The organism is Pseudomonas sp. SDO5271_S396 (assembly GCF_054071795.1).
The window spans coordinates 1-14127 of sequence record NZ_JBSVWB010000015.1 but is presented as its reverse complement, the minus strand read 5'-3'; the positions used below and the strand labels follow the sequence as shown (position 1 = coordinate 14127).

General features: G+C 55.9%; 12 protein-coding genes and 3 pseudogenes. 10 read left to right on the top strand and 5 right to left on the bottom strand.

Annotated features, from left to right (window positions below; genetic code table 11):
- Positions 1 to 122: 122 nt before the first annotated feature.
- From ACW9IN_RS12895 to ACW9IN_RS12885, 3 genes and pseudogenes are all read left to right on the top strand, one after another.
- Positions 123 to 464 carry a hypothetical protein gene (locus ACW9IN_RS12895; RefSeq protein ID WP_457366229.1) on the top strand — a complete coding sequence of 114 codons (342 nt, stop codon included), beginning with the start codon at positions 123 to 125 and terminating at the stop codon, positions 462 to 464.
- A gap of 143 nt (positions 465 to 607) precedes the next feature.
- A pseudogene (locus tag ACW9IN_RS12890) lies at positions 608 to 1345 on the top strand (methyl-accepting chemotaxis protein); the annotation flags it as partial.
- A 6-nt stretch (positions 1346 to 1351) separates the two neighbouring features.
- On the top strand, positions 1352 to 2230 hold the full coding sequence (locus ACW9IN_RS12885; RefSeq protein WP_457366299.1) for a methyl-accepting chemotaxis protein: 879 nt from the start codon (positions 1352 to 1354) through the stop codon (positions 2228 to 2230).
- Positions 2231 to 2308: 78 nt separating this feature from the next.
- Here the strand turns inward: ACW9IN_RS12885 and ACW9IN_RS12880 are convergent, their stop codons facing one another.
- The 4 genes and pseudogenes from ACW9IN_RS12880 to ACW9IN_RS12865 form a co-directional block, all read right to left on the bottom strand.
- Positions 2309 to 2854, bottom strand: coding sequence for a LysR substrate-binding domain-containing protein (locus ACW9IN_RS12880; RefSeq protein WP_457366228.1), 546 nt, complete (start codon positions 2852 to 2854; stop codon positions 2309 to 2311).
- 244 nt (positions 2855 to 3098) lie between these two features.
- Positions 3099 to 3146, bottom strand: a pseudogene (locus ACW9IN_RS12875) (hypothetical protein); the annotation flags it as partial.
- Positions 3147 to 3298: 152 nt separating this feature from the next.
- Positions 3299 to 3700, bottom strand: coding sequence for a GFA family protein (locus ACW9IN_RS12870; protein ID WP_457366227.1), 402 nt, complete (start codon positions 3698 to 3700; stop codon positions 3299 to 3301).
- A 107-nt stretch (positions 3701 to 3807) separates the two neighbouring features.
- On the bottom strand, positions 3808 to 4137 hold the full coding sequence (locus tag ACW9IN_RS12865; RefSeq protein WP_457366298.1) for an Imm50 family immunity protein: 330 nt from the start codon (positions 4135 to 4137) through the stop codon (positions 3808 to 3810).
- Positions 4138 to 4506: 369 nt separating this feature from the next.
- Here ACW9IN_RS12865 and ACW9IN_RS12860 point away from each other — a divergent pair.
- From ACW9IN_RS12860 to ACW9IN_RS12850, 3 genes and pseudogenes are all read left to right on the top strand, one after another.
- Positions 4507 to 4671: pseudogene (locus tag ACW9IN_RS12860) on the top strand (polymorphic toxin type 37 domain-containing protein); the annotation flags it as partial.
- Positions 4649 to 4957, top strand: coding sequence for a hypothetical protein (locus ACW9IN_RS12855; RefSeq protein WP_457366226.1), 309 nt, complete (start codon positions 4649 to 4651; stop codon positions 4955 to 4957). The pseudogene ACW9IN_RS12860 and the gene ACW9IN_RS12855, both read left to right, overlap by 23 nt.
- Before the next feature lie 434 nt (positions 4958 to 5391).
- A complete protein-coding gene (locus ACW9IN_RS12850; protein ID WP_457366225.1) occupies positions 5392 to 5718 on the top strand; it encodes a hypothetical protein in 327 nt (108 codons plus the stop codon).
- Between the two features lie 833 nt (positions 5719 to 6551).
- Here the strand turns inward: ACW9IN_RS12850 and ACW9IN_RS12845 are convergent.
- Positions 6552 to 7466 carry a LysR substrate-binding domain-containing protein gene (locus ACW9IN_RS12845; protein WP_457366224.1) on the bottom strand — a complete coding sequence of 305 codons (915 nt, stop codon included), beginning with the start codon at positions 7464 to 7466 and terminating at the stop codon, positions 6552 to 6554.
- A 247-nt stretch (positions 7467 to 7713) separates the two neighbouring features.
- Between ACW9IN_RS12845 and ACW9IN_RS12840 the strand changes: the two genes are divergently transcribed.
- The 4 genes from ACW9IN_RS12840 to pgm all read left to right on the top strand — a co-directional run bounded on the left by ACW9IN_RS12840 (position 7714) and on the right by pgm (position 14029).
- A complete protein-coding gene (locus ACW9IN_RS12840) occupies positions 7714 to 8736 on the top strand; it encodes a zinc-dependent alcohol dehydrogenase family protein (RefSeq protein WP_457366223.1) in 1023 nt (340 codons plus the stop codon).
- A gap of 712 nt (positions 8737 to 9448) precedes the next feature.
- Positions 9449 to 10876 carry a hypothetical protein gene (locus ACW9IN_RS12835; RefSeq protein ID WP_457366222.1) on the top strand — a complete coding sequence of 476 codons (1428 nt, stop codon included), beginning with the start codon at positions 9449 to 9451 and terminating at the stop codon, positions 10874 to 10876.
- Positions 10873 to 12270: an aminotransferase-like domain-containing protein gene (locus ACW9IN_RS12830; RefSeq protein WP_457366221.1), complete on the top strand. Its 1398-nt coding sequence runs from the start codon at positions 10873 to 10875 to the stop codon at positions 12268 to 12270. The genes ACW9IN_RS12835 and ACW9IN_RS12830 overlap by 4 nt, the downstream gene beginning before the upstream one ends.
- 115 nt (positions 12271 to 12385) lie before the next feature.
- Positions 12386 to 14029, top strand: coding sequence for a phosphoglucomutase (alpha-D-glucose-1,6-bisphosphate-dependent) (gene pgm, locus ACW9IN_RS12825; protein WP_457366220.1), 1644 nt, complete (start codon positions 12386 to 12388; stop codon positions 14027 to 14029).
- The last annotated feature ends 98 nt before the right edge of the window (positions 14030 to 14127 follow it).

The window sequence follows — 14127 nt, the reverse complement described above, 5'->3', positions numbered from 1 at the left end:
CTTTGAACTCGTGCTAAGCCGAGTGGCGTCTGTACTCACTAATGATTGCCGAGGTTCGACCGGTGAATCAATTCGTCGCATCAATGATAAAAATAATCTCCAGGCGTTCTAATGAAGGGAGTATGAGTATTAATGAAGTCACAACCTCACTTGCCGCAGCAGGCGTTGAATCCTATTGGGTAGACTATCGTGCGAGTCGTGTCACTTATTATATCCGCAATGGCGATGTGTTCATTCTCGAAATTGACCAGTCGGTGAAAGGTATTCCTTATGAGTTTTCATGTATGTGCATTCAGGCCGCGGCCAACGGATTGCAGGGTGGAGAAATGATGCTTCCCGACTTTACGCATCATATTCAAGCCGCCGGTTGTGTTGGATACGCGGTGTGGATCTTAGGGAAAGTTGTAATTTATCATGGTCGAAAGGGCGAGCAACATATCGATCCTATCCCCAGTTTTTTTTAATGTTGCTGGCGTTTTAGTAGAAAATTAATCGTTTGATAGTAATTTGTTCATGGGATTTAGTGTTTTCTGTCGGAGATATAGGCAGGAGCGGTTAAATATTCATTGGGCCCTATGCGCGCGCCTTTCTCCGGCTTGAGGAAGAAATGTTGAATAAATCTCTGAGGGCGAAAATCCTCGTGCTGTTGATCTGCAGCCTGATGGCGATATTGCTGGTAGCGCTAGCCTGTTTTCAGTACCTGTCTAATAGTATTAGGAGTTACCATGACTTGGTAGGTGGTCCGCTGTATACATCGCAATTGATTAATGAGGCCAACCTGCAATTCAAGGTTCAGGTTCAAGAGTGGAAAAATCTTTTGCTAAGAGGCAAGCAGCCCGCCGATGTGGAAAGATATTGGAGGCTTCTCCAAGCACGTCAGAATGATGTTCAGAGAATTTTGAGTGAGCTTGTAGGAAATAAGGGAGTAGATGATCAACTCGAAAATCGCATTAAGCGGTTGCGTGATGAGCACCGACAGTTAAGTGCGGCTTACCAGAATGGTCGCGATGTTTATATTGCGGCTAACAGCGATCCTACTGCTGGTGACCAGGCCGTTGCTGGGGTGGACCGCGCTGTCACTGAAAAACTAAGCCAACTGGTGTACGAATTGGGCAAACAAAGCGCCGAGCAGTCGGCGCTGATCAGCTCCAGCGCCAGCCGAACTGTGTTTCTAGGTGTCGTCGTAGTGCTCGCGTCCGCCTTGCTAATAGGCCTGCTGACCCTATTGCTGATCAACCGTTATTTGATAAACCCCATCCGTGGAATGATCGACTACGTGGAAAAGCTCAGTCAGGGTAAGTTTGCAGAGCGCGTCGATAGCGATCGGGAAGATGAGCTCGGCAACCTGGCCATGGCTGCAAATACTTTACGCGACTTCCTAGTGGAAACTTTCACGCACCTGCAGCGCGGTGCTGCTGATCTAGGCAACGCCAGTGGAGAATTGAATGCAATCGCCGGCCGCATGATCAGCGGGACGAATGAGCAATTTGATCGTACCGATCAGGTAGCCACTGCGATGAACGAGATGTCCGCCACTGCTCAAGAAGTCGCCCGACATTCCGCCGATGCAGCACGCGCCGCTGATGACGCCGACCAGTGCGTGCAACAGGGCGAAAAAATTATGCAAAGCACGATCAAGACCATCACTCAAATGCGCGGAGAGATCGTCAATACCGCAATCGTCATCCGGAGGCTTGAAACTGATAGTGGCCGCATAGGCAAAGTGTTGGAAGTTATTCGAGAAATTGCCGAACAAACCAATTTGTTGGCGTTGAACGCGGCGATCGAAGCGGCACGCGCAGGTGAGGCCGGACGCGGTTTCGCAGTGGTGGCGGATGAAGTTCGTAGCCTGGCACAGCGTACGGCGGCGTCTATCATTGAAATCAACCAAATCATCCAGACGGTGCAAATCGGTGCAGTGGATGCCGCTCAAGCGATTGAGAGTGGTCAGTCCTGCAGTGAGGAAAGTGTTCAAAAGGTGAATCAGGCTGGCGCGATGTTGAAGCGGATATCTCTCGCGGTGGAGGCCATCCGTGACATGAATCGCCAGATCGCGATCGCAGCCGAGGAGCAAACTTCGGTGGCCGAAGATATTTCGCGCAATCTTTCCGAAATAACTAGTATCGCCAGTACCAACGTTGAGAGTGTCAGGCGCACCGAAGCGGCTAGTCATAACCTGCAAGGCTTGTCGGTCCAGATGAATGAAGTGACGGCACGCTTGAGTGCCTAGCGGGTCGTCTGGGTAAGACGGGCCGCGATACTGCCTGATTCTGTCGCGGGGTCTCCATGGGCGATATGCAATGCTCATTCAGAACTTGCATGTAGGATTTGAGTGTGCACAATCGCCGAATATCTCACTAATTTGTGCTCTTAACCACACATGCCGCAGATCCTTCTGATTCCGCGCATGCCATTGGTGCTTCAGGCTGTACGGCGGTATGTCCACCGGCGGTTCAATCATTCGCACCGCCGAGTGCTTTTCATCGATATGTGCCACCGACCTTGGCATCACCGCGATCAAGTCCGGGCGTTCGATGATGGCCGACATGCCCATGTAGTGGGATATCTGCACCACGATCTTTCTTTCTATCCCGTGCTCGGCCAGAAAGCTCTCGTACATTTCATGACTGCGGCTCCCATCGCGCACCTGCAGGTGCTCCAGCGTGCAGAACTCTTCCGTACTCAGTTGCGGCGCGATGATGCGGTGGTGGCGGCCGATGAGGCAGACCAGGTCGTGATCGAACAGGCGTTGCTGGTAGATGTTCGGTGCGTCGAGGTCGGGGAAGTAGCCCAGGGCAGAGTCCACGCGGCCTTCGCGCAGGGCGTTGTGGAGGTCTTTGGGGCCGAGGCTCAAGCACCGGTTTTTTGCGTGGGGCGCGACGCAGGCGGTCGAAGAGGGCGGAGAGGTACACCACTTCGCCGATTTCGCTGAGGCAGAAGGTGAAGGTTTCGCGGCTTGGGGCAGGGTCGAAGGTGGGGCTGGGGAGGATTTTCTGGTGGATGGTGGCGATCACCTCGCGCGTGCGTTCGACGATACTTCGCGCACGTGGCGTGGGCTCCACCGCGATGCCGCTGGGCACGAACAGCGGGTCGCCCAATGAGTGACGTAAGCGCGATAACGCGGCGCTTGCGGCCGGCTGGCTCATACCCAGGCGCTTGGCGGCAGCGGTGACTGAATCGCCCCGGTTTTCCTAGATATGTCAAAGTCTAAAAAAGGTGCAAGCCGAGGAAAAGTTCAATAAATCCGCTTATGGCCGATTTCTGCCGGCGACGATAGGTAGAAAACGAGCCATTGTGGTCAATCGATCTGAGACGACGAGTTGGATGGCGTATACCAGTGAACTCTGGAGGCCACATAAACGTGTTTTTGCATCTTAGGCGTGAAGGTGGTGTCGAGTGTGCCCAGTGCTATCGAAACCCAATCGGAAAATTCACTTTGAGAACGTGACCAGAACAAAGTCGAACCACACTGAGCACAGAATTCACGTTGCACAGATTCTGAAGAAGAATACTTAGTGATGTGCCTGGCGCCGTTGAGTGTTCGTAACGCGCTTCGGGGCACGCTACCATACGAAGCGAATGCTGCACCGTGACCTTTACGGCATTGACTACAGTGACAATGACTCACTGCTTTTGGCGTAGTCAGTAGCTCATACCTGATTGCTGAGCATAGGCAGCTTCCCTTGTAGATCTCTGTCATGCGTTCGTCCCTGTCGCTGGAAGAGGCGCCAGCTTACTCACTTGAATCTGATCAGTCGAACGTCTGCTTCTGGCCGAAAGCTGACGCTCGTGACGCATCGCGGGCTGTCAGAGGAGGCTAGTGACTTCGACGACTTCTACCTGCGAGCAGTGGATCAGAGCCCCCATCCCGAAAATCGACTCAAGTTCGACTTCGACCACCTGATCTTCCACCTGCCTGAACTCAATCGAATTGATGACATTTTGGTGGTTGAAGTCTTCTACGGACAGCCGGTGCAGGCCGGTGAACAGGAATTCGATCAGGATGCTCTTGCAGCGGATCACTTCATAGTCTGAGGTGCCGCACCCAACCTCTTCATATTGGCAGACGTGCACGCACAGACGGGCCGATGTAGTGGATGCCTGACCCGGTGCGCCACGGGAGGCCGAAAACGATATGACCTCAGCATCATGAAAAATCCAGGCCAGTAACCCAATTTCTCAATCACTTTGTCGGCATTCGGGATATTTGCAGGGCATTCCATCGTAAGCGTTCCTGTAATTTGGACAAATTTGGTTCAGGGCTTGCCAGGTGTACTTTTGGCGCCAGGAGAGCATTGGCAGTATGCAGGCAACTGAATGAATGGGAGTAGCGCTGCTAAATGGCCGCGAACGGCCAGAAACCGCTACCGCCACCGGCGCCAAGGGTCAGACGACTCTTGCAAAAGGTTGGAGGAAAAAGCGATGGCTCAATGGTGGTTTTTATCTGACCAGCTATGATAAACCGCATGCTCGGGTTAACCCAAACCCAGGAAAGGGTGGGGCAGTCATTGCTGGCAAGATGCCAAGGAGAATGTCTGGGTTCCTAATTGGCAAGGTGGCCGTTCGCACGGTGGCCCTCACTGGGATTTCCAAACCCCAGGTGGCGGTTATATAAAGGTTAAGCCAAAAAAATCAGCGGCATATATAAATGAAAAACATTCAAATTATTGATGCTGCTGAAAACTGCGTATATGACATTTTTGGGGCAACCGAAGAAGAGTTTAATTTGATATTTTCAAATGAAACCGACATTGCCTTCATTGACGAAGTTTATGCTAATGGATCTTTAGATGCACTGGACGCTGCGCTCATTGAGATCTGGAAAAGACCAGTTATGAAAGCTGATGCACAAGGGATTCATGGAACTCTGTTTTACGAGCTAGAAGGAAAGAAAGTTTACTACCCAAATCGCCGGGATCGAGAAGCGACTAATCCCGACGGTTCATCTCTTCGATAACTTTAGCTATATAGTTCGACTAGAAATGGTGATCCATTTTTTGAAAGGCCACAGGAAGATTGCTGCCGTTCCCGAGAGGCGCTCTGGTCGAAAGCAGACTGATGTGACCTCCGCTATTGGCCGTGAGCTACACCTCGCGAAAGGCAGCTTTGGGGTGACTTCAGCCCTTCGTGACAGGCAGAAGTCGGCCAGAAACCGCCATCGGTTCCAAGGGTTTATAGTATTAAGCGTAGACAGAGGAAATAGTGATATGTAACTACTATACCTTCACTAGGTAAAATGTACGGTACTCCCGGCTGGGGCGCTCATGCAAGTGACCTTAACGGACGATTAGCGAAAATTTCGGCAATAATATCTCTTGGGAAAAAGATAGGTTGTCATATGACAACAGAAAAAGCCGCTTCAGACACTCTATATTTACCGAGCACGCCATTATGAAGATATCTGTAGACTTTTCCATATACACGCAGGCAGATGGCGTATTTGGAAGTGTGTCCGGCGAAATTGAGAGTCTCACCCCGCCTCAAATAGGAGATTCCATATCATTTCTCTTTCCGCAGGGTGATCAAGCCATTGATCCGTCAATAGGGTTCAGTGGAATCTTGAAAGTGATTGATCGAGTCATAGCTGCTAATCGAGATGATCAACTGTTGATGCTGGCGCTAAGTGATATCACTTTGACTACAAAAAGTGATGCGCTCAAACTGGTAGAATATCTCGAATCCGCTTTCGATCTGTTTTCCGTAATTTATTCCGAATAAATGACCTTGGTGTAAGCCACAATCCGCGTCAAATGGAGCGCGATGATGCATCTATAGCGTGTAGCAATGTCACCATAGTCAAATTTATGCATAGCCAACCTCCATATGAATCGCTTCTGTTTTTTAGAGTCTTCGAATGACCACCCTTGGCTGTTTCTAGTCCATCACTACAGATAAAAACCACCCTGCGAAATCATTGTTACTCAAAAAGCGGAACAATAATATATAAAATTAGCATCGTGAAGTCGGACAAATAATCAATGAGTCACCATCTAAAGCATCGCACAGAAAAAGCATAGTGCCTCCACGAAACTCCGTCACTTTGAAAACCTCATTTTGAATCGCCCCGAGTTTCGTAGAAGCTTCCAAGCCTCAACAGAGGCATGATAAGACTCTGCGGAAAAGTCCGCTATTGGCCGATTCCTGCCGGTCATTGCCGCCCAGATAGATGGTCACATCCCTTGCAAATGACGGGTCAAGTCGAATGCAAATGAGTAGTTACTCCATGCAATTATGCACGGAATCTTCGAGTCTGGCAGCATCGTGGATGAGTATGATTTCGAAACCGCTCTAACTTAGCTCTGGATTGTTTCCGCTTTCATCGCTGGTGCCTTTCATGGCTGAACGGCATCGGTAGACTGCCGCTTACGGCGACTGACTCATGTCGACCCAAAGCTGTCTTGTTGTGGCGTTAGGCTGGGGGCATCCTTTTCAAACCATCCAAAGCATGCCCTCAGATGTGCCCCCAATGAAGCGATCCACTGGAAGTGAATGGACGTCCATGGTTTGTTGAAAGGCAGAAATGACCAGATGAACAGCCTGCCCGACGACACCTAAAGACTCTCAGGGGCGCCAAAAAACATCTGAATCCGCGACCGCAACCACCGCTCCCCGGGATCATTGTCCTGCGACCCCCGCCATGCCATGTGCAGTTCGAACGAGCGCACTGGCAGTGGCGGCTCTTCGGCGCGCAATCCGCCGGCTGAGGTCAGGGCTTCGGCCGCATAGTCGGGTACGGTGGCCAGGATGTCGGTGCCGGCCAGCAATGTGCCCAACCCGTTGAACTGTGGCACGGCCAGGACCACATGGCGTTTGCGGTCGAGCTTTTCCAATTCTTCATCGATAAAGCCGCTGAGGTCCCCGGCGAAGGACACCAGTGCGTGAGGGCGGGAGCAGAAGTCGTCCAGGGTCAGGGAGCCTGGCACGCTGTCGGCGCGCAGCAGTTTCGGCAGGCTGCGGCGCAACACCTTGCGCTTGGCGTTGGCCGGCAGGTCGGCGGTGTAGCTGACGCCGATGGAAATCTCTCCGGACGCCAGCAGGCCCGGCATCAGAATGTAATTGACCCGCCGCACCACCAGCACGATGCCGGGTGCTTCGGCGCGCAGGCGTTTTAGCAGTTGGGGCAGCAGGGCGAATTCGACATCGTCGGACAGGCCGATGCGGAATACCGCGGTGCTGGTTGCCGGGTCGAATTCGGCGGCGCGGCTCACGGCGGTGGAGATCGAGTCCAGCGCCGGGGAGAGCAGGGCGAAGATCTCCACCGCCCGGGCAGAGGGCTCCATGCTGCGCCCGGTGCGCACAAACAGGGGGTCATCGAACAGACCGCGCAGGCGCGACAAGGCCGCACTGATGGCCGGCTGGCCAAGGAACAGCTTCTCGGCAGCGCGGGTCACGCTGCGCTCATGCATCAAGGTTTCGAATACGATCAAGAGGTTAAGGTCGACACGACGCAGGTCGTTACGGTTCATCTTGTGTCCTGGAAGAGTCAGCGAACTTGACGAGAGCGGCCACATAGCAACAATGGCCAGCATGAATCTTACGGGGAAAGGCTGGTACTCTGCACCGGCTAATTGAGATTTCCTACGATGTTTGAGGTGTATTCCTCAGTTGCGGAATCAATGACAGGCATGTCGACTATTAACGGTGACCGGTGGTCTTACCTGGAAAGCCCAGATAGAGTTCATGGCATTAGAGGTTACTTTGACGAGGTTTGCGATGTCCCGCACGATCCGTTTTCACAAGTTTGGTCCGGCCGAGGTGCTCAAGTGCGAAGAGCATGCAGCCGCGCAGCCCGCACCGGGCGAAGTGCAGGTGCGTGTCGACGCGATTGGCATCAGCTGGTACGACATTCTGTGGCGCCAGAACCTGGCGTCTTCCCATGCCCGCCTGCCATCGGGCCTTGGCCACGAGATGGCCGGGGTGGTCGTAGCCCTGGGCGACGGCGTGGATGACTTGGCAGTGGGCGATAAAGTGGCCAGTTTTCCGGCCGAGAGCCCCAATGATTACCCGGTGTATGGCGAACAGATCGTCCTGCCCCGTTCGGCCCTGACCCGTTACCCGGATGTCTTGAGTCCGATCGAAGCCAGCGTTCACTACACGCCGCTGCTGATCGCCTACTTTGCGTATGTGGACCTGGCGCGGGTCAAGCCCGGGCAATTTGCCTTGGTGACCGATGCCAGCCATTGTGCCGGCCCGTCCTTTGTCCAGTTGGGCAAGGCCCTGGGCGTACGCGTCATCGCGGCCACCAAAGACAGTGACGAGCGCGAGTACTTGCTGTCCCTCGGGGCAGAGAAGGTCATCGTCACCGAGGAGCAGGACTTGCTGATGCAGATCAACAAGTTCACCGACAACCGTGGCGTCGATGTGGTATTCGACGGCCTGGGTGGTCCGCAGATGTCGTTGCTGGGTGATGTATTGGCCCCGCGTGGCAGCCTGGTGCTCTACGGCTTGCAAGGCGGTAACCAGACACCGTTCCCGGCCTGTGCGGCGTTCCAGAAGAATATTCAGTTTTTCGTGCACTGCATCGGTAACTTCACCGGTAAGCCGGAACTGGGCATTATCCAGGACCAGGTGGCGCTGCAACGGGCGCTGCGTGACATCAACCAACTGACCGCAGACCGGGTACTGGTGCCACTGAAAACCACCGTGTTTCCCTTCAACCAATTCGTTGAAGCCCACCGCTACATGGACGAATGCCCATGCCGTGAGCGGGTTGCGTTGCAGGTCGAAGCTGTTTGAATTGTAGGAATATTCGCAAATGAGTATTCCTGCCCCCAGGCGCATGGGGTAAATGCGCCATTTGACAGGGCTTAAGCTGCATGACCACTTGGATGCTTTTGCATAGCCCTGCACCGTAAACGATGTCTTTCTCCCTGACGCCGCCCTGAATTCCAGCGCGGCGTTTCTGTGTGTACGAGATTCGGCCGGCACCGAAGGTTCATCTGAACTGGTTTCTGGCTCAGTTCTGTATCTGTTAATCATTATTCCAGCACCGATAATTGTGCCTTCACTGTCATCTCAAGGATTGAGCAATGATTGAACTTCTGGCATTCGTGCGTCGAGATTTCGCAACTAACAGGGGCGTGATTGAAAGGAATCAAACTATGGGTATTTACACCAAAGGATTTTTCCGTTATTGGCCGAGTTCAGTTTTATTCGGAATGAGTGTGTCGGAAGAATCTTTAAAGTATCGGCTAAAAACGCGCGGGAAGACGTCGGAACCTTCCTAGGGTAAGGCGCAGTGGCAGGGAAATGCCTGTAATAGAGCGGCTTATCCGCTTGTTAAATCCAGGCCCTCCACCGAGTAGCCGATCTCGTTTTATTACGGGGTGCTAGTGTTTGTTCATTGGCGCGCTGTGTGAAACACAAGCCTCTTAATACATGAAGTCAGGTCGAGCGACTGCTGTTTGCAGTTGTGGAGTACTGATATTTCAACTCAGGTGGTAAAACTATGAGCGCTATTCACGAACAGGCAATGAACTATGTTTACCAACAAGTTCTGCAGCGTCTGGCAGGGCACTTCACTCGCGCAGAGCGTACGGCGCTTCAATTATTGATCCAGCGCATTATCGTGGCGGCCGGAGGCATGGAGCAGGTGGGTGACTACAAAGTCATGGTGGCGCATGGCGGCGGGGAGGTCAGCAGCTACACCCTGGCTCTGCTGCGCGCCGCCCAATTGACCATTGCCGCCCGTGCGCCTCGCACGTTTCAACTGCGTGTCGCCACGCTGCGTCACGCCGGCGTGACCCAGGGCATGCTGGACACCCTGCACCGTGGCTACAGCCGGCTGTTCTTCCATGATGACCCCCGGGTCGAATTGTTGATGGTGGAGAACCACGAGGTACTGCCGTTCAATCATCAGCGACCACCGTCCAGCGCCGGGCGTGAAACCAGTCAGCGCAATATGCTGATGGTGGGCCACATGACCTCCGGTGATATTCGCGCCACGCTGTGTAACGACACCTACATGGCCCTGGGCGATTTCTATCAGCGTGTGACCACGTGGAACGGCGGGGTACATGCGCTGGTCAGTGGCGACGCCTCACGCAAGCAGAGCCAGTTCCTGGCCTGGATGAAAAAGACGGCACAGGCGGCAGGTGTCGCGGTTGCGCCCACGCGCCCGCTGTCGCTCAACGGCCTGTTTGCACGCATGGACGACTGGAGCGCCGGTTATTACAGCGACTTGTACAGCGACTTGTACGGCGAGCATGCTGCGCTCCAGGAACATCCGGGCAAGGTCGGCCATCGTCACTTGGCCTACATCGGCATCGCTGATTTGCTGGAGGGTATCGAGCCCGGCACGACCCCGTTGCTCACCGAGTTCATGGCCCATGCATCCGACCCTTTCGGCTTTCATTTCAGCCATCCGGACTGCGCCAACCCCTTGTTGATGGCGCATCTGCGTGGCTTGCAGGCGCAGTGCCTGCGTGAGCTGGAGTATGCCGAGGGCGTCGAAGGATTTGTCCAGCGGGCCGCGACGTTCATGCGTGGCCACCATATTCCAGAAGCCTTGATCACTCAGGCGGGGACGCGCGAAGGACGCTTGTTGTCGAGTGCCTACGCCCACCAGTTCTTCGGGTTGGAGGAAGTGCAGCTGGTGTGCCTGTTGTTTTCACCCTTCATTCACCACGGCGAACGTCTGGAAGGCTATTTGCGTCAGTGCCATCCCGGCATGCTGGTTGCACTGCCCGAGCTCCACAAAGCCTTGCAGGGCAAACCTTGCGCCGACATGTTGCAACAATGGATGACGGACATCAGCGGCCTGCCGATGCCCTTGCTGCAACACCTCTATCGCAAACGTCCGGCGGGCATGGAGCGCGATAATCCTCACTGTCTTCCCCCGGTGGTCTATGAAGCCTTGCAACTGTCGGGACGATGAGCCTGCGCGGCGAGCGGCAGACACACTTCGCGTATCAGGCGGTCTATCGCTACATGATCAGCCTGATCAATGAAGTGGCCACCGATGTCCCGGCCAAACTGCCGTCCTTGCGGCAGTTATCACAGCGTCTGAGTGTGTCGATCTCGACCATCCAATACGCCTACTCGCTGCTGGAGAAGGAAGGGCGGGTCTATTCCGTGGCCAAGTCGGGCTATTACGCCTGGCCGATAGGGGCAGGTGCGGCGACCTGTGCAGGTGGCGACTTGCTTGATCGGCTCTACGCCGCCGCCCGCAGGCCCGGGATGATGGTGCTCAGCGGCGATGAATCCACGCTGCTGGCCTCCCTGGACGGTACTTTGTTGCGATTGGAGCGGGAGCTGGTGCGCCAGTACCCGCGCCACCTGCAGCCCTGGAGTCAGCCATGCGGGGTGTGGGAGCTGCGGGCCGCGTTGGCGGCACGCTATACCTCATCGCCAACACGCTGCTGGCATGCCGACGATGTGTACATCGGCGCCGATCTGCGCGGGGTGCTGGAAATCCTGGTCGACGTACTCGACCTGCGAGGCGCGGCGGTGATTGTCGAGTCCCCGTGCGACTGGCTGATCCTGCGCCTGTTGCAGGAGGCGGGCGTGCGGATCATCGAGCTGCCCTGGCTGGACGACGGCCAACTGGACCTGGCGTGTTTCGAGCAACTGTTGCGCGATGAGCCGGTGCACCTGGCAGTGCTGTCCTCAACGGTGAGCTTGCCGTCGGGAGTTGTCATGAGCATGCCTGATCGTCTGCAACTGGCCCAGTTGCTTGACCGCTACGGCTGCTGGCTACTGGAAAACGATACCTTCGCCGAGCTGAATTTCATGCTGCCCCAGGTCCCGCTCAGGGATCTGGTCAGCCCGGAGCGCCTTATCCTGTTCTCATCGTTCGAGAAGATCCTCGGGCCGGAAGTGCCCTATGGGTATCTGCTGTCGCGGCGCATGAGCGATGAGTTGCAGCGCCGCTTCTTGTTGCGTTCGTTCCGATTGTCATCGATCCGTCAGCGTGCGGTCGCGAGGCTGTACCAGAGTGGGCGTATCGACCAGCATCTGCGCGCGTTGCGCCAACTGTTGCGCGAGCAGGCCGGTGAAATGAGCCTGCGCCTGGAGCGGCACCTCGACGGGCAAGTGCAGTACTGCATGCCCACCGCCGGCGCGACGTTCTGGCTGGAGGCAACACCTGCGGTAGATATGCGTCAGGTCTTCCAGCGTCTGCTGGCCCAGCAGGTGGTGATCGCCCCCGGCGAACTGTTCAGCGTTTCGGGGTTGTACCGGCAGTACCTGCGCGTAAGCCACACGTTCCAGGGGCAGCCGGACCTGGAGGTGGCCCTGCTGGCGTTAAGCGAAGCGTTGCGACAGGGATAGGCTGACAGAGGGCGTATGAAATATCTGTTGAATCTGTAGGATCGATACCGTCGCACAGCAGTCCAACTCTCAGTAAACTGGCATTTTTCCAAATCCTTCTTTCCGAGGTTCATGCATGACAATCAGTCCTTTTGCGGGCAAGCCGGCGCCAGCCCAGTTGCTGGTGGATATCCCGCGACTGGTCACGGCCTACTACACAGGCCAGCCTGATGCAGCAATCTCCACCCAGCGTGTGGCATTCGGTACATCGGGGCACCGTGGCAGTTCGTTCGACCTGGGCTTCAACGAATGGCATGTGCTTGCCATCAGTCAGGCGATCTGCCTGTACCGTGAAGCCCAGGGCATCGACGGCCCGCTGTTTGTCGGCCTGGACACCCATGCACTGTCCACGCCCGCCGGCGCCAGTGCGCTGGAAGTGCTGGCGGCCAATGGCGTGCACGTCATGCTCGCCGAAGGCGATGAGTACACGCCGACCCCGGCGGTGTCCCACGCAATCATCTGCTACAACCGTGGCCGCACCCGTGGCCTGGCCGACGGCATCGTGATCACGCCGTCCCACAACCCGCCACAAAGCGGCGGTTACAAGTACAACCCGCCCAACGGCGGTCCTGCCGATACCCACGTCACCAAGTGGATCGAGGCCAAGGCCAACGAACTGCTGGCCAACAAGCTGGCCGGGGTCAAACGCATGCCCCATGCGCAAGCCCTCCAGGCGCCTACCACCCATCGCCATGACTACCTCAACAGCTACGTGGCCGACCTGATCAATGTGATCGATATGGACGCCATCCGCAGCGCCGGGCTGCGCCTGGGCGTGGATCCGCTGGGAGGAGCAGGTGTGCGCTACTGGTCGGCGATTGCCGAGCACTACCGCCTGAACCTGGACGTGGTGAACACCGAAGTCGACGCCACCTTCCGCTTCATGAGCGTCGACTGGGATGGCCAGATCCGCATGGACCCGTCCTCCAGCTACGCCATGCAAGGTCTGATCGGCCTCAAGGAGCGTTTCGATGTAGCCTTCGCCTGCGATCCGGACCACGATCGTCATGGCATCGTGACGCCGTCCGGCGGCCTGCTGGCGCCGAACAACTACCTGGCGGTGTCCATCGATTACCTGTTCCAGAACCGCCCGGACTGGCGCGCCGATGCCGCCGTCGGCAAGACCGTGGTCAGCAGTGGCCTGATCGACCGCGTCGCGGCGCGTATCGGTCGCCGCCTGTACGAAGTGCCGGTGGGTTTCAAATGGTTTGCCGATGGCCTGTTCGAAGGTTCGCTGGGCTTCGGCGGTGAAGAAAGCGCCGGTGCGTCATTCCTGCGCAAGGATGGCACCGTGTGGAGCACTGACAAGGACGGCCTGATCCCGGCGCTGCTGGCCGCGGAAATGACCTCGCGCAAAGGCCAGGATCCGAGCCAGATCTACCGTGGCCTGACCGACACCCTGGGCGAACCTTTCGCGATTCGCGTCGACGCCAAGGCTACGCCGGCGCAGAAAGCCTTGCTGGGCAAACTTTCGCCCGAACAGGTCACATCCACCGAGCTGGCCGGCGAGCGCATCCAGCAGATCCTCAGCCATGCGCCTGGCAACGATCAGGCCATCGGCGGTTTGAAAGTAATGACCGAAAACGGCTGGTTCGCCGCGCGGCCATCGGGCACCGAGGACATCTACAAGATCTACGCCGAAAGCTTCATCGGCGAAGATCACCTCAAGCAACTGGTGGAAGAGGCGCAGGTGTTGGTGGATGGTGCCATCTCCCAATAACTGACACGCCGCCGAAAATGTGGGAGTAGCGGTCGTGGCAGGCCTCTGTTGGCCATGCCGCCGTCTTCGCAGCGATGCGGCGACCCGACAAGCCAGCT

Bases quoted from the DNA above. Each gene is read 5' to 3' on its own strand.
- ACW9IN_RS12895 (WP_457366229.1), top strand. From the start codon at position 123: ATGAGTATTAATGAAGTCACAACCTCACTTGCCGCAGCAGGCGTTGAA.
- ACW9IN_RS12885 (WP_457366299.1), top strand. From the start codon at position 1,352: ATGGCTGCAAATACTTTACGCGACTTCCTAGTGGAAACTTTCACGCAC.
- ACW9IN_RS12870 (WP_457366227.1), bottom strand. From the start codon at position 3,700: ATGACAGAGATCTACAAGGGAAGCTGCCTATGCTCAGCAATCAGGTAT.
- ACW9IN_RS12855 (WP_457366226.1), top strand. From the start codon at position 4,649: ATGAAAAACATTCAAATTATTGATGCTGCTGAAAACTGCGTATATGAC.
- ACW9IN_RS12850 (WP_457366225.1), top strand. From the start codon at position 5,392: ATGAAGATATCTGTAGACTTTTCCATATACACGCAGGCAGATGGCGTA.
- ACW9IN_RS12845 (WP_457366224.1), bottom strand. From the start codon at position 7,466: ATGAACCGTAACGACCTGCGTCGTGTCGACCTTAACCTCTTGATCGTA.
- ACW9IN_RS12840 (WP_457366223.1), top strand. From the start codon at position 7,714: ATGTCCCGCACGATCCGTTTTCACAAGTTTGGTCCGGCCGAGGTGCTC.
- ACW9IN_RS12835 (WP_457366222.1), top strand. From the start codon at position 9,449: ATGAGCGCTATTCACGAACAGGCAATGAACTATGTTTACCAACAAGTT.
- ACW9IN_RS12830 (WP_457366221.1), top strand. From the start codon at position 10,873: ATGAGCCTGCGCGGCGAGCGGCAGACACACTTCGCGTATCAGGCGGTC.
- pgm (WP_457366220.1), top strand. From the start codon at position 12,386: ATGACAATCAGTCCTTTTGCGGGCAAGCCGGCGCCAGCCCAGTTGCTG.